The sequence below is a fragment of the Helcococcus sueciensis DSM 17243 genome, from assembly GCF_000423145.1.
GTDB classification, from domain to species: domain Bacteria; phylum Bacillota; class Clostridia; order Tissierellales; family Peptoniphilaceae; genus Helcococcus; species Helcococcus sueciensis.
In genome coordinates, this window is sequence record NZ_AUHK01000024.1 from 1 (window position 1) to 24,590 (window position 24,590).

Here is a 24,590-nt window from a genome sequence, read left to right on the forward strand (position 1 = left end):
AAAGATGGTTTATCATACAATAGATTTAATCATACAGGAAAACTAAATGTAAGAAGTGAAATAAACCTTTTATCAATAGCCTTAAACTTAAATAAATTATCATCAAAGATAATTAAAAACAATTTAGAAATAATAAAATATAAAGCTGCTTAGAAAAATATTTGTAAAAAAGCATAGCTTTATTAAGTGCGCCTATTTTTAGGGGTGTATTTATAAATTTTTGAAAAATCAAAAATTTAAGACTAGACTGTAATGTCTAAATTTAGATATTTAAGAAAAAAGGTGGTGTGTAGACTAGATTTAACTAATCTGCAACACCACCATTGTGTTATAAAATTATAAAAAGACGAGAACTTTTTTGTTCTCGTCTTTTTTACTCATAGATTTATGCATAATTACCTTTCAGTAAATATTCAATTACAACCATTCACCAAATCTGTTCATAAAAAATTTTTTAACCACTTCTACCACTAGTGAGTAAAGTAAAATGATTCCTAGCATTACCCATAGATATTTAATATTAGGTGAAACCAGGTCTACAAGTATAGCTATTTGTGGTATAAATGCTATTGATATAGCAACTAAACTAACTAGTAGTGTTGAAATCACAAGACCTTTAGCAGGTTTTGACCTAATAAATGGTATTCTTTCAGTCCTTATAGCATAGGTGATGACTATTTGTGAAACTGTACCAAATACAAACCATCCAGCTTGGAATTGTGGTGCAAATTCTAAAGTTTTATATCCAAATATATACCATAGGGAAGCAAAGATTAAAATATCAAATATAGATGATATTGGTCCCATTATATATGTGAATAATTTTATGGATTTTGAATTCCACTTTCTTGGTGATCTCAAGTATTCAGGGTCTACATTATCAAAAGCTATACCTATTTGCGCGAAGTCATTAAGCAAGTTTTGAGTTAAGATATGGACTGGAAGCATTGGTAAGAATGGTAAAAATATTGAAGCAACTATTACAGCCACCATATTACCAAAATTACCAGAAACTGACATCTTTAGGTATTTCATCACATTTCCAAAGGTTTTTCTACCTTCAAGTACACCTTCTTCAAGTACCATCAAGTCCTTTTCTAATAGGATAATATCAGCGGTTTCTTTAGCAATATCAACAGCAGAATCAACTGAAATACCAACATCGGCCCTTCTAAGGGCAGGGGCATCATTTATTCCATCACCCATATAACCTACTGTATGCCCTTTTTCTTTATAGGCTTCAATTACCCTTCTCTTTTGCATTGGGTCCAATTTACTAAATAATTGAGTCCTATCTACAACATCAGCTAGCTCTTGATCGGTCATATTACTTACTTGTGTGCCTGTATAGTGCTCATCTATATTAAGTCCGATTTCACTACATACCTTTAGAGCAACACCTTCTGAGTCTCCTGTTAAAACAACAGTTTTTACACCGTGGTCTTTAAGGGCTTGGATAGCTTCAGCAGCAGATTCTTTTGGTGGATCTAAAAATCCTATAAATCCAATTAAAATCATCTCAGATTCATCCTTTACAGAAAAATGTTTTTCATCTGGGACTTCATGTTTTTGTGCTACAGCTATGATTCTAAGTCCATCATGGTTATGTTTTAGGTATGTTTCCATAGCTATCTTCTCTTCTGTTTCGCCTAGTGGAAGTACTTCACCATCTATTTCCACATAAGAACATATTTCCATGACTTCTTCAACGGCGCCTTTTGTGACCAAACGTCTTGTACCCTTTTCATCTTGAAGTACAACACTCATCCTTCTACGGTTAAAGTCAAAAGGTATTTCATCTATTCTTTCATACTTATTCAAAATCTCAGTGAGGCCATTTTTTTCAGCTCTATTGATTACAGCTAGATCGATAAGGTTTTTAAGTCCTGTTTGGAAGTAGGAGTTTAGATAAGCATTTCTCAAAACTCTTGTATCATCATTTCCTCTAAGGTCTATATATTTTTCTAAAACGATTTTATCTTCCGTTAAAGTGCCGGTTTTATCTGTACATAAAACATCCATTTCTCCAAAAGTTTGAATGGACCCTAAATCTCTAACAATTACCTTCTTTTTGCTCATGGCTTGGGCCCCTGTAGCTAGAGTAGAAGTCATGATTACTGGAAGCATTTCAGGAGTAAGTCCTACGGCTATACTTATTGAAAATAGTAGGGCGCTTAACCAATCTTTTTTCACTACAGCGTTTATTACAAATATTAGCGGGATAATCAGAAGCATCATTCTTATTAAAAGTTTAGAGACTTCATTTACACCTTTTTCAAAAGATGTTCTTTCTCTCCCGGATTCTAGTGATTTAGCGATGGTACTAAAATATGTATTTTGTCCAGTATGAACCACTACTGCAGTTGCAGAACCTGATACTAAATCTGTACCTAATAAACCAATGTTTTCTAAATCTACAAGACTATATTCTTCCTTATCTCTTAAGTTTGTAAACTTTTCAATCGGATTTGATTCTCCAGTAAGTGCGGATTGAGATAAGAATGTATCTTTAGTTTGTATAAATCTAACATCTGCAGGAAGCATGTCACCAGCTGAAAGTTTTACTATATCTCCAGGAACAACTTCATCTACGTCGATTTCCACAATTCCACCATTTCTGATTACATGACAAGTATTTGCGACTAAATCCTTTAGACTTTTAGCAGCCCTATTTGAGTTTCTAGATTGTATAAAGGAAATTGCGGTTGAAATTGCAACCATTAAAATTATAATCGATACTGTTATATAGTCCTTATCAGGAGATAAAATTACGTCCGTAAAGTAAGTAACTACGGCAACTACAATCAATATCAAATTGAAGGGATTAATGAGTGATTCTAAAAATAATTTAAAATCTGTATACTTGTCTTCCACTTCAATAGAATTTTTCCCATATTTTTCCTGTCTTCTTTCAACTTCTTCATTAGATAATCCTTGATTACTTGTATTTAATTTATCAAATATATTTTCTATAGACATTTGAGAATATCTTCTAATATCTCTCTGTTTTTTTTCTTCCGTTTTATTTACCATATTATTATCCTTATTATATACATCCATTAAAATCCTCCTGATAAATTATTATAGCATAATTAATATTTATAAGCTTATTTCAATTTATAAAGGATTTTAAAATAAATATAACACATAGATAAAGATAGTTTTATTTGTTGTAACTCTAAAAATTATAAAAAACTATAGAAAAATAAAAAAAATATTTTCTTCTATAAACACTGAATTCACCCGTTTTATAATCTTTTTATTCGGTTTTAATTTATCTTAGTATTGTGAAATATGTTTCATAATCGAAATATCGGTTATATATAATAATGTATCAAGTACAAGGAGGAATTATGAAAAACAGAGAAGAAGTATTACAAGAAAGAATTGAAAGAAGAAATAGTAGACATGAAATAGGAAATAATATTTCGTGGTCAGCTATAATCGCAGGTGCAGTTACATTTGTAGCTATAATGTTTTTATTAAGTTTTATAGGGTCATCAATTGGATTTGCAACTTTAGACTTTCAATCATCAAATCCATTTAGTGGATTATTTACAGGTGTTGGTATATGGACAGTAGTTCAATTATTAATATCTTTATTTGCAGCAGGATTTGTAGGAGGTCTAGCAGCTAAAAAAGTTGGTTTATTACACGGTTTCTTATCATGGGCATTATCAATAGCTCTAGTTGTTACTATGCTATTTACAGCTGTTACAGCAACAGTTAAGACTGCAGCAAACACAGCAGGATCAGTAACAAAGGTTGCTACAGATGTAGCAGGTAAAGCAGCATCTACAGTATCTGAAAATATATCATCATTAAGTTCTACAGCTTTTGAAAAAGTAGCTCAAGAAGTTGATGGAGTTGATGCAGAAGAATTACAAGCTAATGTTGAAAAATACTTAAAAGACTCAGAAAATGAAAAATTAAGACCAGGATATTTACAATCACAAGTTGATGTATCAGTAGAAGAAATTAAACAAGCAGCTAAAGATATAGCATTAAATCCTGAAAATGCAGAAACAATTGCTAAGGAAACAGCAAACAAAATAGGTGCAAGAGCAGAAGATATTGCAAATTCAGTATCACAAGAAGATATTACAAAAGCAGTATCAAAAAACTCAGACCTATCAGAAGCTGAAGTTAAAGAAATATCTAACAACATTTATGACGGTTTACAAAAAACATATGCACAAGCAGAAAAAACATTTAACGAAGCTTCAGTAGAAGTTACAAAAGCAGTAGAACAAGCTAAAGTAACAGCTGAAAATACTGTGGAAGAAGCAAAAGAAACAGGTAATGATGTAGCAAGTACATCAAGCAAGGCTTCATTATTAATCTTTGTTGGATTGTTATTAAGTGCATTTGCTGCAATGTATGGTGGATCATTAGGTTCAAAAGTATCTAATAAAAAATTTATAGAAGAAAATTAATAAAATAAATTTTATTATATAGATTAAATTATATGATGATGTTGAAGATTAGTTAAGTCTATTCTTCTCATCATCTTTTTTTATAATTAATTTTAATTAAATCTTATAATTAATAGAGTGTACATACTATATATACTAATATATTTAACAATTATAGGTACAAAAAAAGACGAGAACTTTAAAAGCTCTCATCTTTTTTGTAAAGATTTATGAAATATCATCTTTCATTTAATCTTCATCTATAACTTCTTCATCATATTTTTCTTTATTATGAGTTCCTTCCCATCTATCTACTACCAAAGCAGATACCATGGAACCAGTAACATTTAGCATTGTTCTTCCCATATCAATTATTGGGTCAATTCCAAATACTGAACCTACGCTGCTAAAGTATTGTCCTAGACCAATACCATTTAATGTAACTGTTGCAGCCACTGTAGCTGTTCCTGGAACTCCTGCTATACCTATGGAACCTAAAGTAACTACTAGTACTAATAAAAAGTAAAATGCTAAATTAAGTTCAACTCCTGCAGCTTGTGCTACTAATACACCAAGCATTGCTGGAAATACACCTGCACATCCGTTCATCCCTACAGTTGTAGATAATGGTCCAATAAAGTTAGCTGTTCTTTCAGAAACTCCTAATTTATTTACCATTGTATCTATTGTTTGTGGTAATGTACCTAAACTTGATCTAGAAGAGAATGCAAATATCATAGTTGGAAATGCTTTTTTGTAGAACTGAACTGAGTTTAATCCTACCATTGATAACATAATCATATAAACTAAAAGCATTACAAAAACTGAAAGATATAATACAGCTATAAATCCTATTAAAGCTATTATTGAATCGATACCCTTAGAAATTATTGTATTTGCTATCAATGCTACAATTGCGTACGGCATAATTTTGATTATATTTATTAAAACTGAATTTACTAATTTTTGAACTCCTCTTAAAAAGTCTATTACTGGATTAATTTCTGTTTTACCTTTTGATTTTAAGAACTTGGCTGAAATAGCAAATAAAACCGCAATTAAAGCAACTGATATAACTCCCCCATTATTTGCAAACGCATTAAATATATTGTTTGGTACTATATCTCCAAAATATTGTGGAAATGATAGTTGAGATATACCTGAAATTCTTTCTGTCATACCTTCAGAAATATCTCCAGCAAATGGTTTATTTACCAGACCTGTTACATTTACTAATATTATCGCAACCATTGCTGATATTGCAGTAGTTCCAAGTAATAAAGCTAATGTTTTAAATGTAAAACCTTTAATGTTTTTACCTTCAAAATCTAAAATAACAAAAAACACTGATAAAAATACAATTGGAACTGCCATCATTTGTATCAATTTAACAAATGTGCCACCTACTAAATAATACCAAATTGAAATTTCTTGTCTTGAAATATTGTTAAAAACTTCATTTTTACCAAATATTAAGTCTATACCCACACCAATCACAATACCAAGTATCAAAGCTACTAACATTCGATTAGAAAACTTCATTTTCTTTTTCTTAGTTAATAGCATTATCCATATTGCAATGGCTAATATTGCTACTGAAATTAATGTTGGCACTGTACTAATTTTTAAAAAATTAGATAAAAAATTGTTCATAATTACCCCTCCTCTTTTCAGTACTTATATTTATATCCACTATTTTAAACCCTAAACATTTATATAATGTTTTTCATTAATATTTCAATGTGATATAATTATTTAAAAAAGAACATGGAGGCAATTATGAAAATTTTAGTAAAAGAAAACTACGATGAATTAAGTTTAGAAGCAGCAAATATCGTTGCTGCTGTTATTAAAAACAATCCTAAGGCTGTTTTAGGCTTAGCTACAGGATCATCTCCTATTGGCTTATACAAAGAGTTAATAAAAAAATACGAATCCTCAGAAATTTCATTCAAAGATGTTAAAACTATAAATTTAGATGAATATATAGGTTTATCTGGTGATCATGACCAATCATATAGATATTTTATGAATACTAATCTATTTGATCATATTGATATTGACAAAGATAATACTTATATACCAAATGGTGTTGCGGAAGATTTAGAATTAGAATCAAGAAACTATGATAAAATCGTTGAATCTTTAGGTGGACAAGACATACAAATTTTAGGTGTTGGAGAAAATGGACATATAGGTTTTAATGAACCTGATTCAAAATTATTAACACCAACTCATGTTGCCGATTTACTTGAATCTACAATAGAAGCAAATTCAAGATTCTTTGATAGTGCAGATGATGTACCAAAACAAGCTATTTCTATGGGGTTAGGATCAATATTCAAATCAAAAAAAATAATTTTAGTTGCTTCTGGTCAAAATAAAGCTAATGCAATTAAATCATTACAAAATGATTATATAACTCCACAAATTCCAGTTACACTATTAAAATTGCATCCAGATGTAACAATTATTGTAGATAAAGAAGCTGCCAGCTTGCTATAATCAATAATCATATTAAATAATATTCAGCAATATTTTTTGGAATCAAACCCGAATATATTGCTGATTTTTTTTGATCAAATAACTCTATTTGAATTATATATATTTATTTAATATTATTGTATTATAGATAAAAATTGAGAGGAATTTATGGAAACTAAGAATAAAGATAATATAAGTATTTTAAAAATGTTTTTTATTTTCTTAAAAATATCGTCTTTTACTTTTGGAGGAGGTTACACTATCGTTCCAGTTATAAAGGATGAATTTTCAATCAAAAGAAATTTAATATCTGAAAATGAAATGTTAGATATTGTTTCTATTGCTACATCTGGTCCTGGACCTATGGCTATTAATGCATCTATTTTAACTGGATATAGACTCCATAAAACACTTGGAGCCATAGTAGCAGCTATTTCTGCAGCAATACCTTCTTTAGTTATTATTACCATCATTTCATACTTTTACAAAGAATTTTCAAATAATTATTATGTTAAAGCTGCTCTTACCGGTATGGGAGGAATTATTTCAGCAATATTGCTAATTACCTCATATGATATGGCAAAAAAAGCTTTAGCAACTAATAAGATATTTAGTTTAATTGTTATGTTATCCGCATTTATTGCAAGTTTCGTATTCAATATTAATACCGGATTAATTATACTTTTCGTTGGATTATTAGGGCTTGTTTTATTTAGTATAGTTGAGGAGAATAAGATTCCATGATATTATTACAATTATTTTTAACATTTTTACAAATAGGCTTTTTGGCATTTGGTGGTGGTTATGCAATTTTACCATTTATTCAAAACTTAGTTGTTGAAAAACATGGATGGTTAAGTTTTAGGGAAATGGCAGATGTAGTGACTATTTCTCAAATGACACCCGGTCCTATAGCATTAAATGGAGCAACTTTTGTAGGCACAAAAATCGCCGGATTTTCAGGTTCAATTGTTGCATCTACAGCAATTATTTTACCACAATTAATAATAATGATTTTACTTGCAAAACTTTATTTTTCAGATAGAGAAATTTCATTTATGACAAAAATTATAAAAGCTTTAAGACCTGCAATTGCTGGACTTATATTTATTGCAACCTTAGATATGATGCACGAATCTATTTTTAATGGTTTGAATTTAGCATTTTCAAATATTTCATATGTTGCATTATTTACTTTTATTGTAGGCTTTATATTATATGTAAAAAAAGTTGAAATGGTTAAATTAATTAGTATAGGTGCTATCTTAGGCATAGTCCTTACGCTTCTGCAGGATATGATGTTTTAAATGCAAAAATCCCCCATTTTTATTTTGGGGGATTTTTAATATTCTGGATACTTTGTGAATATTATCTAAAAGAGAGCAGGTTACAATTGCAAAAATTACAATTGTAACCTAACTACTTATATATATAATAAATTTTATACTATCCTACAAGTTTAATAAATTCTTTCATAAATGCTGGTAAGTCCAATGGACTTCTTGAAGTTACAATATTATTATCTACTACAACTTCTTCGTCTACCCAATTTGCTCCTGCATTTTCCATATCTTTTCTAATTGTAGCTGTTGATGTCATTTTAACACCACTTAGATTTAGTGATTCTACAAGCATCCAACCTGCATGGCATATTGCAGAAATTGGTTTACCTTGTTCATGTAATTCTTTAACAAAATTTACAGTATCCTTAGATCTTCTCATATAGTCTGGAGAAAATCCACCAGGAATAACTACACCATCAAAATCGGAAGCTTTCACATCTTTTGAAGCTACATCACTTTTCTTAACAAATCCTGATTTTGATTTATATTCTTTATCAGCTTCTGTACCTACTAAAACTACTTCATAATCTTCTCTTAATCTATGATATGGAACAATTAACTCTTCATCATCAAATAAATTTTCAATCAAAACTGCTATTTTTTTCATATTTCCTCCATTAATTTTATATAAATGATTGTCTACAAGCTATAAATACCCTTTATAGATAAATAAAAACTATTTTTCAATTCGTTTAATTTTAGATTGCTCATAGACTTCTTCATCTTCAAGGTATAAAGTTATAAAATCCCTTATAAAATATTTATCATGTTTTACATCTTCGAATGTTCTTAGACTTGTATAGCCAGTTCCTCTTTGCAAATAATCATCACTTGCGACTTTATATATTTTTTCATCATCTAGTTCAACCCCATTTATTCTAACTGAAAAAGGAGAATCATTTATCTTTACATTGTGAGAAAATCCTAATGTTCCAAGCACAGTTCCTCTAAACCCTGCTCCTTTACCGCTTTGTCGGATAAATTCATAATCTAAGGATTGTAATATTGCCTTTCTTAAATCTGAGCCTTTAACTGTAAAAATAGTTGGATTTAGTTTTGAAGGGAAATTCTTATGAATACTATATTTTGATACAGGTCTTGTAAGTGGACCTTCGGATATTCCATTATGCATAAATGCAAAATCAACATCATAATGTTTATATAAAGCATCACATAAGAAATTAATCAATATATTTTCTTTGAAAGGATCAAAATCTAAATCATTTACAACTTTAATTTCTTTAGACAAAATTTTTCCCGCTATCTCCATTTTTTCAGAAAAAATCCTATCAAATCTCTCATTTGTAACACTTGGTAAATCTATTTGAATATTTTCAAGTACTTTCAATTCATCTTTATCTACATCAATTGTAATCTTACCAAGAGTTTCACCTTTCCCAGACATAGTATAATTTCCTTCATTTATAATTACATGAGTATGTCCAGATAATATTAAATCGAAATTAAAGAATTCTTTTAGATATTCATCTACAAAATGTCCGCTATGAGATAAAAATATTACATGATCATATTGGCCTTTATATCTTTCAAACTCTTTTTTTAACTCATCAACTGGATTTGTAGCCTGTATATCATTCAATAAATAAAAAGTATTATAGGAAGAATATTTAAGATTATTACTAAAGTATGGAGAAACTCCAAGAATTAAAAATTTAATATCTTTAACTTCAATTATCATTGATCTTTTTAAATTTCTTAGAGGTTTTAATTCACTACTATAAATATTTGAAGATATAATTGGGAATTCTTCATCCATTAATTTTTCTAAATTATATAAACCAAGATCAACTTCATTATTACCAATGGTCATACAATCAAGCTTTGAATCCATAAAGATTTCCATAGCTGATATTCCACCATCAAACTCAACTAATAAACTTGATACATCTAAAAAATCCCCACTATCAAGATATAAGTCATTTTCTTTTTTATTTTCTCTTATATAAGCATGAACTCTTTTAAAAAAATCATAATTACTATGAATATCATTTGTATGATAGATATTTATAATCATAATTCCCCCCCCCTAAAAATTATATAAATCTTCGAATTAAAATTTTATCACTAATTGAATATATAAATCAATCTTCATAAATAAAAAAAGTCCCAGATAAATATCATGGGACTAAATTTTATTTTATTTTATTAGAATTCATCAAAGAATATATGATCTTCACTAACCTTTTTATCAACTAATGATTTTACTATACCTTGAATCATCACTGGAGAACCACATAGATATGCAGAGTATTTTGTATTTTCATCTACATATTTATCTATTGAGTTATTTACCCTACCAGTATCTCCTGTCCATTTATCTGCTTCACTTGGTCTAGATAATGTTGGCATAAATTTGAAGTCATGTAATTTTTCTTCAAACATCTTCATTTCATCTAGCAAGAATAAATCATCTTTTGTTCTTGCACCAAAGTAAAATCTTGCTTTTTTCTTAATATCATTATCAAGCATATGATATAGAATTGATCTTATAGGTGCAAAACCTGTACCAGCTGCAACCATTATGATTTCTTCACTATCATCATCGCTGTAGTAGAAGTCACCAAATGGACCAACTAATGTAGCTTTATCACCTTCTTTTAAGATTTTATGAACATATGTTGAAACTCTACCTTCAAGAACTTGACCAATTAATAATTCAATATGTCCATGGTCATTTGCTGAAGAAGCTATTGAATAAGCTCTATCCCATGATTCATCTTGAGCCATATAATCTTCACCTTTTGGATAAGGTTTAGATTGTAATTGCATAAATTGACCTGGTTTGAAATTAATTGTTTCACCTTCAGGTAATTTAAATCTAATCTTAACAATTCTATCAGTCATAGGAATTTTTTCTACAACTTCAGCTTCAATTTCTTTAACATTGAATAAATCTTCTGGAATTTCGATATCAATATTATTCTTTACTTTTACTTGACAAGCAAGTCTAACATTGTCTTTTTCCTCTTGAGCTGATAAAAATGGTTTTTCAGTAGCTAATACTGGACCACCACCTTCATTTACTTTACATTTACAATATGCACAAGTACCTTTCCCACCACATGCTGATGGTAAAAATATCTTTTCTTGCTTCAATGTATTTAATAAAGATTGTCCACCTTCTACTTCATAATCTTTTTCTTCATTAATATTTAATTTTACAATACCATAATTATTTAAAAATTTATCTGCTAAGCTCAATAGTATAGCAAAAGCTGCTGAAATAAGAGCTATAATCCCGGTTGTAGTTAATACTTCACCCATTTATTTCTCCTTTACTATTGAATTGACACCATACCGGAAAACCCGATAAATGCCATAGCCATAATACCTGTAATTATAAGTGTAATTGGAGCACCTTGTAATCCAGCTGGAATATTTTTTTCTCTAAATTTTTGTCTAATTCCTGCCATACATACGATAGCTAATGCCCAACCTAATCCAGAACCAATACCAAACATTAGTGATTGTAAGAAATTGTAATCTCTAGCAACCATAAATAATGTAACCCCTAAGATAGCACAGTTAACTGTGATAAGTGGTAGGAAAATTCCTAATGCATAATATAGATTTGGAATGTATCTTTCTAAAATCATTTCTAATACTTGTACGAAAGCAGCGATTACTATAATAAATATAATATAACTTAAATATTCTAAACCTAATGATACAAGCAATTGGTTCATAAAATAATTTAGTACAGTTGTAATTGAAAGTACAAATGTTACTGCAAGCCCTAATCCTGCTGCTGTTTCAACCTCTTTAGAAACTGCTATAAATGAGCACATACCTAAAAAGTTTGAAAATATCATATTAGATGTAAATATTGATGCAAAAAATATAACTAAAGGACTAATTTGCATTATTTACCTCCTTTTTTTTCATTTTTATGAATGTAATTGTACATAATCCACATTATAATAGGTAATATGAAAAATGCTCCAGGAGGCATTATCATAAGTGACCATGATGTGAAAGTTTCTGGTAATAATCTTATTCCAAACACTGTACCAAATCCTAATAATTCTCTAATTATAGCTACAGCTAAAAGTACAAGTGTATATCCAGCACCTGCTGCCGCACCATCAATTAAAGATGCTAGGGGCGGATTTGACATAGCAAAACCTTCAGCTCTACCCATTATGATACAGTTTGTTATAATCAAGCCAACGTAAGGTCCGAGTGTTTCAGACATTTCTGGCATGTATGCTTTTAAGAATAAATCAACGATTATTACAAAGAAAGAAATAACAAATACTTGCATAACCATTCTTATGTGATTTGGTGTAATATCTTTTAATACTGATGTTACAAAAGATGATAATCCTGTTGTAAATATTAGAGCAAGTCCCATTACAAGTGAATTTGAAGCGTTATTAGTTACAGCTAAAGCGGAACAAATCCCGATAACTTGTAATAATACTGGATTATCATATAACAATTGGTCTTTAATAATCTTAGTATACTTTGCCATTAATTATCTCCTTGATTTTTTATAAACTCTGCTATATTTGAATCTACTAAATTATAAACAGAACTTGATGTTCCTGTAGCTCCAGAAATCGCATCAACTGTCCCTCTAATATCATCAACTTTAGCACCTCTATACTGTTCTTTATATGCACTTTCAGAAATACGCCCACCAAGTCCTGGTGTTTCGCTTTGCTCTAAAAACTCAATCCCTGTTGTTTCTTTGAAATCAGGAGTTACTCCAATAATACCTTCAATCGGTCCCCATAGACCACTACCTTTAATAGTTAATGCATATGCTTTTACTTCATCATTTTCTTTATAAACATATACCGGTTGATCATTAAATGTCTTTCCTGTTTCTTCAACATTTTTTTCAATTTTATCAACTATATCCTCAGGTGTCCCATCATTTTCTATACCTAAAACATATAGTAATCCTCTCTCTTCTTTTAACTTAGCATTTCTTTCAACTAAAGGTTTTGTTTGTTGATTAATTAAAGCTAAAAAGAAAGTTAATACAGCAGATAGAGCAATCATATAGACTATAGAATATAATATTGATTTTTTGTTAATTTTCATATTATGCTCCCTTCGCTGCTAATCTTTTCTTTTTGTTTCTTTGTTGGAATACATAGTCAATGATTGGAGTAATTACTTCAGCTATTAAAATAGCAAACATCATACCACCTACAAAGGATGTGAATGATCTAATTACAACAACTAAAGAACCGATTAATATTCCATAGAACCATTTAGCTTGTATTTGTTTTGGTGCAGATATTGGATCTGTAACCATAAAGAATGAACCAAATACAAACCCACCCATTAATACTCCATCAATTGGAAGATATACGCTTTGTCCAAAACCAAGTGCTATGAGTATATAGGATGTTGCAAAAAATCCTATAAATGATGCAACAATCATTTCCCATGATGCTACCTTTTTATATATCATATATGCTCCACCTAAAATTATTAGAAAAGTAGATATTTCTCCTATTGAACCTGATATATTTCCAAAGAATAGATTTGTATGTCCTACTAATTGACCTGTATTACGTAAATGTAACATCGGTGTAGCACCACCAATAGTATCTAAACTTGGTGTAATCCATTTAGTGAATCCTGCTAAACCATTTATCAGTTTATCTCCATTTGCAGGAACATTAAAGTGCGTCATTTGTGCTGGGAAATTTAGTAATAAGAATCCTCTACCAACGATAGCTGGATTAAACACATTTTTACCAAATCCTCCAAATACTTCTTTACCAAAAAATATAGCAAAAGCAACACCTACTGCTGACATCCAAAATGGAAGTGATGGCGGCAAAGTAAGTGTAAACAATGTAGCTGTTACCAATGCTGCTTCTGTAATTTGATTCTTCTTGTATAATTTTTTTTCTGATATGTACTCTACTAAAGAAGCTACAATCATATTACAAAGCAATAATGCAAGAACTCTCCATCCAAAAACATATATTGCATATACAACTAATGGAGCACTAGCTATAAGGACAGTTCTCATCATTTTTTGTTTTTTAAAAAACTTCGAATACATTTCCCCCTCCTATGTATTTAATTTAAAGATTTTAATTGATTAATATCTTTATTATAAGTAAAACCATATTCATCAAACTTCTCTAGTAAAATATCCTTATCAATATCTTCTGATACTATTAAATCATCTAAATCACTATAGAAGTCTCTTAGTTTCATATTAATAATGCTAAATAAAATGTCTTTATCCATATTTAAATCCATAAAATCTCCAAATTAGTATTCTTTTATTATAATACCATTATTTTGCAATAGTTTGCAAAAAAATATATATGATATTCATACCATAACTATACCATATATATTTCTAAAATTATTTATCCAATTTTTGTGGATCATTGATGTATCTAAAGAAAACTCTTAAAGCTTTTGCGTAATAATAACCATCACAAATTCTTTCATCAATTACCACTCCAATATTCATTATTTTTACTTCTACAAATTCATCATTTTTCTTAACTATCTTTCTTCCTCTTTTTCCAATTGATACAAATGTACCAACTGTTCCTAAATCATAAATATGATGCAATGCGGCATCAAGACCTATTGAACCTAAATTAGTAATAAACGCTGATGCATGAAATGGACTTGCATCTAAAACTTTTTGAGGCATTAGATTTATTTTGTCTAATGTCTTTAAAGTACCTAAAATAAATCTTAATAAAAATAGTGGTGTATTTTCAAGCGTTTTAACAAATAAATCCGTTTTATTTTTTCCACTTGTTAAAACATTCTTTTCTTCATTAATTCTCTTATCTAAAATATTTTTAATTTCTAAAGGAGTTTCATTACCTTCAAATTTAATTTTTAGAGTAGTTTCTTCAGAGTCTATATCAAAACTTTTTTTAACTGCCATAGAAAATTCAATATCATTTCTTTTATAATGTCTACCACCCATAATAAATTGATTTATTCCAGGCATATCATTGAAAGTTCTAACTAAAGCTGAATATAAAATATGCATATATGAAATTCTTATTCCTTTTTCTTCATATGTCTTCTTAATATAATCATCTAATGGAGATAATTCTATTTCTTGTGTTAAAGAAACCAAAGCATCATATCTATACTTCATAATAAGTGGTATAAATCTCATAAAAGCATCCACCTTTATTGGTTCTCCATCTTTTCTTTTAAATATCATATATTCTCCTGTCTAATAATTGCAAATTAAATAATAATTATTCTTATATATTATATTATAAAGGAAAAAATATCAATCAATTCATTATCAAAAAAACAAATCTACTAAAACTGATGTATATTAACAAAATGTAATAATTGAAACCCTTTTATCATTTAATTTTTATTCCTTATTTTTTAAATTCGTAATCTTTTTACCGCCTATTATATCGCCATTCTTCCCTATATTTAACTGCTTTTATTAATTAATTAATATCTTCTATTTTAATGAAATTTTATATAATGGTTATAAATCTGATAACGTATTGCATAATTAGTTTTAATTTTAAATTTAAATGTTGACAAGATTTATTTTTACTTATATACTTAAATCAACAAACGCAACCGTTTTCATAGGTTGCAAATTCATAGGAGGAAATATGAAAAAAACTAAATTAATATCATTATTACTAGCTTTAGTTTTAGTATTTGTAGCTTGTTCACCAAGTGGTGGAAGTGAAAAAGAAACTAAAGACGAAGGTGGAAATTCAGAATCCATCAAGGCAGAAATTACAGTTCAAGCTGAATCAGGCTGGAAAGCATACTATGAAGAAGCAATTAAAAGAGTATTAGAAAAACATCCTGAATCAAAAATCGATATTATTGAATCTGGATCATTTGATCATATAGAGATTATCGATAATACAGATGCAACAAACGCAGACGTAGCTGATGTATTTTCTCTACCTGCAGACAGATTTACTAACTATGCTGAAAACCAAGTTTTAGCAGCTTTACCTGCAGCTGAAATGGCAGAAGCTCTAGGTGGTTTTGGTAATATTGATGAAGGTTTGACAGGAAATTTCAAAATTGGAGATGATTATTTAGCATTCCCAATGAATATAGAAACATTAATAACATTTATCAACACAAAAAATGCTGAAAAAGCTGGTATTGATGTAACAAAACCTATTGAATTAACAGAAGTTAAAGATCCTGCAACAGTATTACTTCCATTATTCGATGCATGGTTTGGTGTAGCACCAAATAATGCTGGTGGAATTGAATTACTAGCTGAAGACGGTGAAAAATTCATGTCAACATACACATCTGAGTATGCAGGCTTAAACGCTGATCAAAAAGCAGTATTTGATGCAATATATAACTATTGGAAATTACACAACGACTCTAAAACTCCTCTATTCGATGCTGATGCTGGTTGGGGTTATATAGATGAACAATTCACAACAGGTGGAAATGGTGTTATTAGATTAGAGGGTCCATGGGCTACATCAGGTGATGGTGTTATAGCTAAAGAAATCCAAGCTGGTAATGTATCAGTTCATCCAATTGGACAAATTACAATAGCTGGTAAACCTCTAACACATTGGCAAGGTGGATGGACTCTAGTAGCTAACTCAAGAATTGAAGATGATGCTGATAAAATGGCATTAGCAGTAGAATTAATTAAAGAAATCGTTAATCCAGAACATGCAGTTGATTTCTACAAAGCAACTGGTAAAATTTTAGAAAATGTACCAGCTGAAACATATCAAAATTCTGACTTATCTGATATAGATAAAGAAGTAATTACAAATGTTTTAGAAAGTTACAAAGTATCACCAGCAAGACCATTATTTAAAGAATATGGAGAAGTTTGGGATACATGGAAAAATGCTGTATTATCATGGAATACTGTAAATCCAGCAAATGCTGAAGCAGCTTACAATGAATTAAAAGCTTCATTTGAATCAATGATGCAACAAATTGAACAATAATAAATATTAGAAGTTAATATTTTTAGAATAGCCAAAACTGTAGTTTTGGCTATTCTATTATAAAATAGTTAAAGGTGCGATATGAAATCAAATAATAAAATTTTAAATAAATATATCTATAGACTTTTAATCATTTCATTTTTAATAATATTTGTGAATTCACTAGAATCACTTATATACGCTAAAAGTAATGAATTATTAAACAGCTATTTAAAATTGAATCCTAGTTCAACCGCAAATGATTATTTAAATATTGTACTTACTAATTATTTCGCATCTATTATAGAAACGGTTATTATAACTATTTTTACAGTATTTACTTATAAAAAATTTGGAATTACAAAACTTTATAAATTTATATTTGGTGCAATTATATTCTTAAGAATATTCAATACAATTTTAAAATTTAACTTTTCTTCTGTATTTTATTATTTAAGTAATATTCTTTATATTATATTATTAGTCTTAATAGTAACTGCACCAATAACAAAAAGGAAGGTTAATAATGGGTTACTCTAAAGAGATTTTTGATAGCGTTGGTAGAAGCTATCCTAGAAAAAATCAATATATAATTGATTTGATCAATGCCTCCCCTTCTGATAAGAAAAATATCGACAAAAATTCACATCCTTATATTAAACAATTAAAAGAATATGAGGAAAAAGAAAAAAACTTTTTATCACAAATAAATAGTGAGGCAAAAGAAAAGTTTTCAAATATTAAAGAAAACAAAATAAAAAAACTTGAAGAAGATTTATATAAGGCTCGAAAAAAAGTATCATTTTATGAAAAATATGTGGACTTAACCTATGATGCTCAACTCGAACATGATATAGCTCAAAGACAGTTGATGCATATTCCAGAAATAATTCAAAACGAAAAAGAATTACAAGATAAATTACTTGATAGAACTAATGAGTTATCAAAAATTACTCAAGCTGAAATAGATAATTCTCAAAAAGAAATCGAATCTAAAACAAATGAAAGAAATAAAATTTTAGATCAAGAATTAAAAGAATTAAATAGTAAGTATAAAGAAGGTATAATCTCTAAAAAAGCGCTTAAATCAGAAATTAAAGCTAAAAAAAGAGCTGCAAAAGAAGATATTACATCTTATACTTATTTAAATAGAAAAAAAGCTATAGAAGAAGATATCAAGAATATAAAACACCATATTAAAATTGATTATAAATCTAAATTAAATGTATTAAATTCTGATATTTCTGACATAAGAAGAAAGACACCTCAAGAAGTTGAAAAAACAAAACCTATATTATCATATTTTACATTTTTAATCCCAGGTCTTGGTCAACTATTAAATAAGCAATATGAAAAGGCTATTCTTTTCTTTATTGGAACATTATTTATATATTTTGCTGCCATTCCATATTTCTTAGGATTTGGTAATTATCAAGGAAGTGGATTTTCTGGACTTTTCACTCTTGCTGAAGGTGGAGCTAGACTACATAGATCAATTATATTTATGATTGAAGGTGTTATATCTATAATGTTAATACTAATTTCATTATTGATATTCTATGTATCCTTTAAAGATGTAAATAAAGTCGAAAAAGATATGATTAAAGGAATTAGAAAGAAATCTTGGTTTGAAACAAAAGAATCTATATTTAATGATGGATTCCCATATTTGGTTATATCACCAGCAGCAATAGTTGTTTTATTTATAGTACTTGTACCAGTATTTACAACTATTCTAATATCATTTACGAATTATGATCCAAATCACCAAGCAAAATTCCAATGGTTTGGACTTTCAAACTATAAATTATTATTAACAGGTCAAGGTGTAGCCGGTAAAGCATTCTGGCCAATTGTATTATGGACACTAGCTTGGACCTTGTTTGCTACAACACTTGCTATATTTATAGGATTCTCATTATCAATTATAGCTAATAATGACAGAATCAGATTTAAAGGTGTATTTAGAACTATTTACATTTTACCTTGGGCGGTTCCTGCATTTATTACAATTATGTTCTTCTCACAAATGTTTGCTAGAAATGGTCCAATACCACAATTAGTAGAAAGCATTTTTGGAATAGCTCTTGATGTAAAGAATAATCCAACGCAAACTCGTATAGCCCTTATATTATTACAAGGATGGTTAGGTTCTGCCTATATATTCTTGTTATCAACAGGAATATTACAAGGTATTCCTCATGATTTATATGAAGCAGCAGAAATAGATGGTGCTACAGGATTTAAAAAAACTTGGAATATTACAATTCCATTAGTACTATATCAAACTGCTCCATTACTAATAGGACAATATACATTTAACTTTAATAACTTCTCCATTATTCATTTGTTTAATGGTGGTGGTCCTTTTGTACCAACAACTTATGGTAATGTCGCTGGTTCAACAGACTTGCTAATTTCCTATATTTATAAACTAACTATAAATAGTAATTATCAAGCTATGGGTGCCGCTGTAACAGTTATTATATCCTTAGCATTAATGTTCTTTACATGGTTAGGATTCAAAGATATGAAAGCATTTAAGGAGAGTTAATATGTTTAAGAAAAAGAAAAATAAGAATTCAAATTTATATTTATCTGATAAACAACCATTAAACACAGTTGGTAAAATTATGCTTGTTCTTTCATATGCGATACTTATAGCTTGGGCAATAATTATTATTTGGCCTCTTACAATAATGATTATTTCATCCTTTAATGGAAATCAAGGACAATATATTTCACTACAATCAAAGTTTATATTTTCATTAGATAATTTTAGATATTTATTTGAAAAGACAAAATTCTTACTTTGGGTTAAAAACACAATAGTAATAGCTATTATAACAGCACTTGTTACTTTAATAATAGTTTCATTTACAGGTTATGCTTACTCAAGATATAGATTCAAAGGTAAAAGAATTTCTTTAATGGGAATTATGCTTATACAAACAATACCTACATTTGCAGGTATTACCGCATTCTACGCTATGCACTCAATCATATCTGGTGTAGTGCCAGTGTTTAGTAGAACAGCTATGTTAATTATGATATATGCAGGTGGTGGTATAGCTTCGAATACATTTATACTTAAAGGATATATTGATTCAATTTCTAAAGAACTTGATGAAGCAGCAAAAATAGATGGTTGTTCAAACTTCCAAGTTTATAGATTAATCATTATGCCAATTGCAAGACCTATGCTTGCTATTATAGCTCTTTGGTCATTTATAGGACCTTTTATGGACTATATGTTACCAGCAATTATGTTAACTAATATTGACCAATATACTTTAGCAACTGGTTTGCAAACACTTATAGCAGACGTACGTACAATGAATGCACCTGCATTTGCTGCAGGAGGACTTTTAACAGCAGTACCTATTGTAATATTATTTATGTCATTACAAAATCAATTAGTTTCAGGCTTAAGTGCTGGTTCAGTTAAAGGTTAGGAGGGAAAATGAAAGTTACATTAAAAAATTTAGGAAAAAAATATGAAGGTAGAGAAAACTTTACTATTAGACATATAGATTTAACTATTGAAGATAAAGAATTTTTAGTTATTTTAGGCCCTTCAGGTTGTGGAAAATCAACTCTTCTACGTATGATAGCTGGACTTAACTCAATAACTGAAGGAGAACTAATTTTTGGTGATAAATTAATGAATAAAGTTCAACCAAAAGATAGAGATATACCGATGGTATTCCAATCCTATGCCCTATATCCACATTTAACAGTTTATGACAATATGGCATTTTCATTAAAAATGCAAAATGAAAGAAAAGAAATTATACACAAAAGAGTTACTGAAGCAGCAGATATTCTACAATTAAATGATTATCTATATTCTAAACCATCAGATATCTCTGGTGGACAAAGACAAAGGGTTGCTTTAGGTCGTGCTATGGTTAGAAAACCTGGCGTATTCTTGATGGATGAGCCATTATCAAACTTAGATGCTAAACTTCGTGAACATATGAGAGTTGAGCTTGTAAGACTTCACAAACAATTAGGAACAACTTCTATTTATGTTACACACGACCAAACAGAAGCTATGACTATGGCAGATAAAATTTTACTTTTAGATAAAGGTAAAATACAACAATTTGGTGCTCCAGAAGAATTCTACAATAAACCTGAAAATCTATTTGTAGCTGGATTTATAGGATCACCTACAATGAATGTTTTCAAAGGATCTATTGTAAACGGAAAATTCATATCTGATAATGGTCTAATTAATGTAGAACCAAAAGAAGAAGATGTAAAATCTCTTAAGGCATATGAAGGTAAATCAGTATTTTTAGGAATAAGAGCTGAAAGATTTATAGCAGGAAAATCAGAAAATTCATTCCCTGCTAGAATAGATGTTATTGAAATGTTAGGTAAAGAAAAAATATTATACGTTAAGATGGATGATGATACTGAAGTAGTAATATCTCAGCCAGGTCACTATGAATATGAAGTTGATGAAATTCATAATTTCTCATTTGATTTAGATGCACTACATTTCTTTGATGGTGAAACTACACAAAGAATAAATTAGGTGATAAATATGAACAGAAAAGTAACCATAAGAGATATTGCTTATTTATCTGGCGTTAGCATTTCAACTGTATCGAGAGTAGTGTCAGGCAAAGCTAATGTTAGTGAAGATACTAGAAAAGCTGTTCAAGACGCAATCAAAAAAACTGGTTATGAACCAAATTATACTGCTAGAGCATTAGCTACAAAAAGTGCTGATACGGTTGGTGTTATAATAGACAGAGTTCCTTCAAAAGGGTTAAATAACACATTCTTTATAGACTCAATCCAATCTATTGCAACAACTTTAAATAAATATAATAAAGACATGTTATTAGTTTTTTCAAGCAGTGATAAATCTGATGAAGATATAAAAGTGAAAAAACTTATTCAGTCTAATAAAATTGATGGTATAATCAAATTATCTGTTCAAAAAAATGATAAGACTTTACAATATTTATCCGAAACTGAAACCCCTACTGTACTTGTAGGTAGAACTGATTTGAAAAATATAATCAGTGTAAACAATGATAATATTAAAGCTATGAAACAAGGTGTTAATCATCTAATTTCAAAAGGAATGAAAAAAATAGCCTTTGTATCAGGTAGTCCAGAATATCTTGTAACCGTAGATAGAACAACTGGTTATAAATTAGCTTTAGAAGAAGCTGGACTTGAATATAACGACGATAATATATTTTATACTAGCTTTGATATAGATAGTGGTTACTATATAGCTGATGAATTATTAAAAGCTGATTATGAAGCTGTAGCTTGTACAGACGATTCTATCGCATTTGGTATTTCAAAAAAATATACCGAACTTGGTAAATATATTGAAATCTTAACATTCAATAATAGCTATTTAGCTGATTTTTCAGATATTCCATTTACTAGTGTTGATATTAATGCTAGTGAACTGGGAAGACAATCTGTAGAATTGCTTTTGAACAATAATAAAAATGTAAAAGAAATGTTAGTTGAAACTAAATTAATAATTAGGAGTTAGTATGTTAGACGAAAGATTTAACTTTCAAAAAATAAACGAAAATAGAACTGCCGGTGTTCTATTGCATATTTCTTCTCTACCAGGACCATATGGTATAGGTACTCTTGGAGAAAATGCAAGAAGATTTGCTGACTTCCTTGTGGAGTCTGGACAATCATATTGGCAACTACTTCCTGTAGGTCCAACTAGCTATGGAGATAGTCCATATCAATCATTTAGTTCTTTCGCTGGTAATCCATATTTTATAGATCTTGATTATCTAAAAAATGACGGACTACTAACTGAAGAAGAGCTTGCTCCATTAAACGAAAATCTAAATCCTGAATATATAGATTATGGTCGTTTATATCATGAAAGATTTGATATTTTAAAGAAAGCTTTTAGTAGATTTGATATAGATTCAAAAGACTTTTCAAGTTTTGCAAAAAAAGAATCAATCTGGCTAAATGATTACGCTCAATTTATGGCTCTAAAAAACTATCATGGCGGAGTTGCATGGCAAAAATGGGAAGATAAATATAAACATAGAGATGAACAAGCTCTTGAAGAATTTGAACAAGATAATTGGGAAGAAATTACTTTCTATATGTTTATACAATATATATTCTATAGACAATGGGAAGCTTTAAAAGACTATGTTCATGGTAAAAATCTAGAACTAATTGGTGATATTCCAATATACGTAGCTGAAGATAGTGCAGATGTATGGGCAAATCCAGAAATTTTCAAGCTTGATCCAAATCTTACACCCAAATATGTAGGTGGAGTTCCACCAGACGGATTCTCAGAAACTGGACAATTATGGGGAAATCCTATTTATGACTGGGAAAAGAATAAAGAAACCGGATACAAATGGTGGATTGAAAGAATTAGAGCTTCATTCAAACTTTTCGATGTTATAAGAATTGATCATTTTAGAGGATTTGAATCCTACTGGGAAATTCCCTATGGAAGTGAAACAGCTGTAAATGGGCAATGGGTTGACGGTCCTAAATATGATTTATTTAGAGCAATCAAAGGAGAACTTGGTGAATTACCAATCATTGCTGAAGATTTAGGTCTTATGACAAAAGAAGTATATGAACTAAGAAAAGAAACTGAATATCCAGGAATGAAAATTATTCAATTTGCATTCAATCCAGAAATGAATAGTGAACACATTCCTCACAACTATTCAACAGACTATGTTGTATATGCAGGTACCCACGACAACGAAACTCTTCAAGGTTGGTTAAACTCAACAGATGAAGCAACAGTTCAAAGAGCTGTTGAATACGCTGGTTTAACTCATGAAGAAGGCTATAATTGGGGAATAATTAGACTTGCTATGACTTCAGTTGCAGACACTGCAATATTCCAATTACAAGATATCCTAGGACTAGACAATTCAGCACGTATGAATACACCTAGTACATTAGGTAACAACTGGAAATGGAGAACTTTAGAAATTCCTTCTAAAGAAATTGCAGAAAGATTATGTAAATATACAAAAAATAGTTCTAGATTAAATAAAAAATAATATAAAAATGGTGTCAGCTATAAGGTGACCCCAAAAAGTTGGACTCTATACCAGAGACATTTAGAAATATTTGTCTCTGGTTTTTTGTAGTCCTAATATTTCCCCTAGGGGAAATCGCAGCTAAGCTGCATTTAATTTTCTGTATTCAACTGGACTTAAATATCCAAGTTTTTCCTTTATTCTATCTTCATTGTAATATTTTATATATTCTTCAATCGTTTTTTTTAGCTCGCTAAATGATTTAAATGTTCTTCCATAGTAAATTTCTTGTTTTAATATTCCGAAAAAATTCTCCATAGGAGAATTATCTAAGCAATTTCCTTTTCTTGACATACTCTGTAAAATTCCGTTATTTTCTAATTTGCT

General features: G+C 29.3%; 23 protein-coding genes. 11 read left to right on the top strand and 12 right to left on the bottom strand.

Going from position 1 to position 24,590, the window contains the following annotated elements; all coding sequences use genetic code 11:
* Positions 1–417 precede the first annotated feature (417 nt).
* Entirely contained in the window at positions 418–3,060 is a 2,643-nt protein-coding gene (gene mgtA, locus G534_RS0106020; RefSeq protein ID WP_027348320.1) for a magnesium-translocating P-type ATPase, read from the bottom strand.
* Positions 3,061–3,353: 293 nt separating this feature from the next.
* On the opposite strand from mgtA, the gene G534_RS0106025 reads away from it, so the two are divergent.
* Entirely contained in the window at positions 3,354–4,436 is a 1,083-nt protein-coding gene (locus G534_RS0106025) for a TIGR04086 family membrane protein (protein ID WP_051177449.1), read from the top strand.
* Between the two features lie 228 nt (positions 4,437–4,664).
* Here G534_RS0106025 and G534_RS0106030 read toward each other — a convergent pair whose 3' ends face one another.
* Positions 4,665–6,068: a cation:dicarboxylate symporter family transporter gene (locus G534_RS0106030; protein ID WP_034596060.1), complete on the bottom strand. Its 1,404-nt coding sequence runs from the start codon at positions 6,066–6,068 to the stop codon at positions 4,665–4,667.
* A 126-nt stretch (positions 6,069–6,194) separates the two neighbouring features.
* Between G534_RS0106030 and nagB the strand changes: the two genes are divergently transcribed.
* The 3 genes from nagB to G534_RS0106045 all read left to right on the top strand — a co-directional run bounded on the left by nagB (position 6,195) and on the right by G534_RS0106045 (position 8,206).
* Positions 6,195–6,920: a glucosamine-6-phosphate deaminase gene (gene nagB, locus G534_RS0106035; RefSeq protein ID WP_027348323.1), complete on the top strand. Its 726-nt coding sequence runs from the start codon at positions 6,195–6,197 to the stop codon at positions 6,918–6,920.
* A gap of 147 nt (positions 6,921–7,067) precedes the next feature.
* A complete protein-coding gene (locus G534_RS0106040; RefSeq protein ID WP_027348324.1) occupies positions 7,068–7,643 on the top strand; it encodes a chromate transporter in 576 nt (191 codons plus the stop codon).
* The gene (locus tag G534_RS0106045) at positions 7,640–8,206 is read left to right on the top strand and encodes a chromate transporter (protein WP_027348325.1); all 567 of its coding nucleotides are present in this window, start codon (positions 7,640–7,642) and stop codon (positions 8,204–8,206) included. Before G534_RS0106040 ends, G534_RS0106045 begins: the two co-directional genes overlap by 4 nt.
* A gap of 139 nt (positions 8,207–8,345) precedes the next feature.
* On the opposite strand, the gene G534_RS0106050 is transcribed toward G534_RS0106045, so the two are convergent.
* The 9 genes from G534_RS0106050 to G534_RS0106090 form a co-directional block, all read right to left on the bottom strand.
* Positions 8,346–8,849 carry a type 1 glutamine amidotransferase domain-containing protein gene (locus G534_RS0106050; protein ID WP_027348326.1) on the bottom strand — a complete coding sequence of 168 codons (504 nt, stop codon included), beginning with the start codon at positions 8,847–8,849 and terminating at the stop codon, positions 8,346–8,348.
* A 69-nt stretch (positions 8,850–8,918) separates the two neighbouring features.
* Positions 8,919–10,277 (bottom strand): bifunctional metallophosphatase/5'-nucleotidase, encoded by a 1,359-nt coding sequence (locus G534_RS0106055; RefSeq protein ID WP_027348327.1) that lies wholly within the window; start codon positions 10,275–10,277, stop codon positions 8,919–8,921.
* Between the two features lie 131 nt (positions 10,278–10,408).
* Positions 10,409–11,527, bottom strand: coding sequence for an NADH:ubiquinone reductase (Na(+)-transporting) subunit F (locus tag G534_RS0106060; protein WP_027348328.1), 1,119 nt, complete (start codon positions 11,525–11,527; stop codon positions 10,409–10,411).
* A gap of 14 nt (positions 11,528–11,541) precedes the next feature.
* Positions 11,542–12,126, bottom strand: coding sequence for an NADH:ubiquinone reductase (Na(+)-transporting) subunit E (locus G534_RS0106065; RefSeq protein WP_027348329.1), 585 nt, complete (start codon positions 12,124–12,126; stop codon positions 11,542–11,544).
* A complete protein-coding gene (locus tag G534_RS0106070; protein WP_027348330.1) occupies positions 12,126–12,737 on the bottom strand; it encodes an Rnf-Nqr domain containing protein in 612 nt (203 codons plus the stop codon). Before G534_RS0106070 ends, G534_RS0106065 begins: the two co-directional genes overlap by 1 nt.
* Positions 12,737–13,315, bottom strand: a complete 579-nt coding sequence (locus G534_RS0106075) for an RnfABCDGE type electron transport complex subunit G (RefSeq protein ID WP_027348331.1) — start codon at positions 13,313–13,315, stop codon at positions 12,737–12,739. Before G534_RS0106075 ends, G534_RS0106070 begins: the two co-directional genes overlap by 1 nt.
* Before the next feature lies 1 nt (position 13,316).
* On the bottom strand, positions 13,317–14,294 hold the full coding sequence (locus tag G534_RS0106080) for an RnfABCDGE type electron transport complex subunit D (RefSeq protein ID WP_027348332.1): 978 nt from the start codon (positions 14,292–14,294) through the stop codon (positions 13,317–13,319).
* Positions 14,295–14,311: 17 nt separating this feature from the next.
* Complete coding sequence (locus G534_RS0106085) at positions 14,312–14,497, bottom strand: DUF4250 domain-containing protein (protein WP_027348333.1); 186 nt, start codon at positions 14,495–14,497, stop codon at positions 14,312–14,314.
* A 109-nt stretch (positions 14,498–14,606) separates the two neighbouring features.
* Positions 14,607–15,437: a 2-oxo acid dehydrogenase subunit E2 gene (locus G534_RS0106090; RefSeq protein ID WP_027348334.1), complete on the bottom strand. Its 831-nt coding sequence runs from the start codon at positions 15,435–15,437 to the stop codon at positions 14,607–14,609.
* A gap of 418 nt (positions 15,438–15,855) precedes the next feature.
* On the opposite strand from G534_RS0106090, the gene G534_RS0106095 reads away from it, so the two are divergent.
* The 7 genes from G534_RS0106095 to malQ all read left to right on the top strand — a co-directional run bounded on the left by G534_RS0106095 (position 15,856) and on the right by malQ (position 24,224).
* Positions 15,856–17,193: a sugar ABC transporter substrate-binding protein gene (locus G534_RS0106095; protein ID WP_027348335.1), complete on the top strand. Its 1,338-nt coding sequence runs from the start codon at positions 15,856–15,858 to the stop codon at positions 17,191–17,193.
* An 81-nt stretch (positions 17,194–17,274) separates the two neighbouring features.
* Entirely contained in the window at positions 17,275–17,712 is a 438-nt protein-coding gene (locus tag G534_RS08070; RefSeq protein WP_051177450.1) for a hypothetical protein, read from the top strand.
* Entirely contained in the window at positions 17,699–19,726 is a 2,028-nt protein-coding gene (locus G534_RS0106105; protein WP_027348336.1) for an ABC transporter permease subunit, read from the top strand. The genes G534_RS08070 and G534_RS0106105 overlap by 14 nt, the downstream gene beginning before the upstream one ends.
* A 1-nt stretch (position 19,727) precedes the next feature.
* Complete coding sequence (locus tag G534_RS0106110; RefSeq protein WP_027348337.1) at positions 19,728–20,627, top strand: sugar ABC transporter permease; 900 nt, start codon at positions 19,728–19,730, stop codon at positions 20,625–20,627.
* A gap of 8 nt (positions 20,628–20,635) precedes the next feature.
* Positions 20,636–21,718 carry an ABC transporter ATP-binding protein gene (locus G534_RS0106115; protein WP_027348338.1) on the top strand — a complete coding sequence of 361 codons (1,083 nt, stop codon included), beginning with the start codon at positions 20,636–20,638 and terminating at the stop codon, positions 21,716–21,718.
* A gap of 9 nt (positions 21,719–21,727) precedes the next feature.
* Positions 21,728–22,705, top strand: a complete 978-nt coding sequence (locus G534_RS0106120) for a LacI family DNA-binding transcriptional regulator (RefSeq protein ID WP_027348339.1) — start codon at positions 21,728–21,730, stop codon at positions 22,703–22,705.
* A 1-nt stretch (position 22,706) separates the two neighbouring features.
* The gene (gene malQ / locus G534_RS0106125; protein WP_051177451.1) at positions 22,707–24,224 is read left to right on the top strand and encodes a 4-alpha-glucanotransferase; all 1,518 of its coding nucleotides are present in this window, start codon (positions 22,707–22,709) and stop codon (positions 24,222–24,224) included.
* A gap of 120 nt (positions 24,225–24,344) precedes the next feature.
* On the opposite strand, the gene G534_RS0106130 is transcribed toward malQ, so the two are convergent.
* The coding region (locus G534_RS0106130) for an IS3 family transposase (protein ID WP_027348341.1) at positions 24,345–24,590 on the bottom strand (246 nt) is incomplete at its 5' end.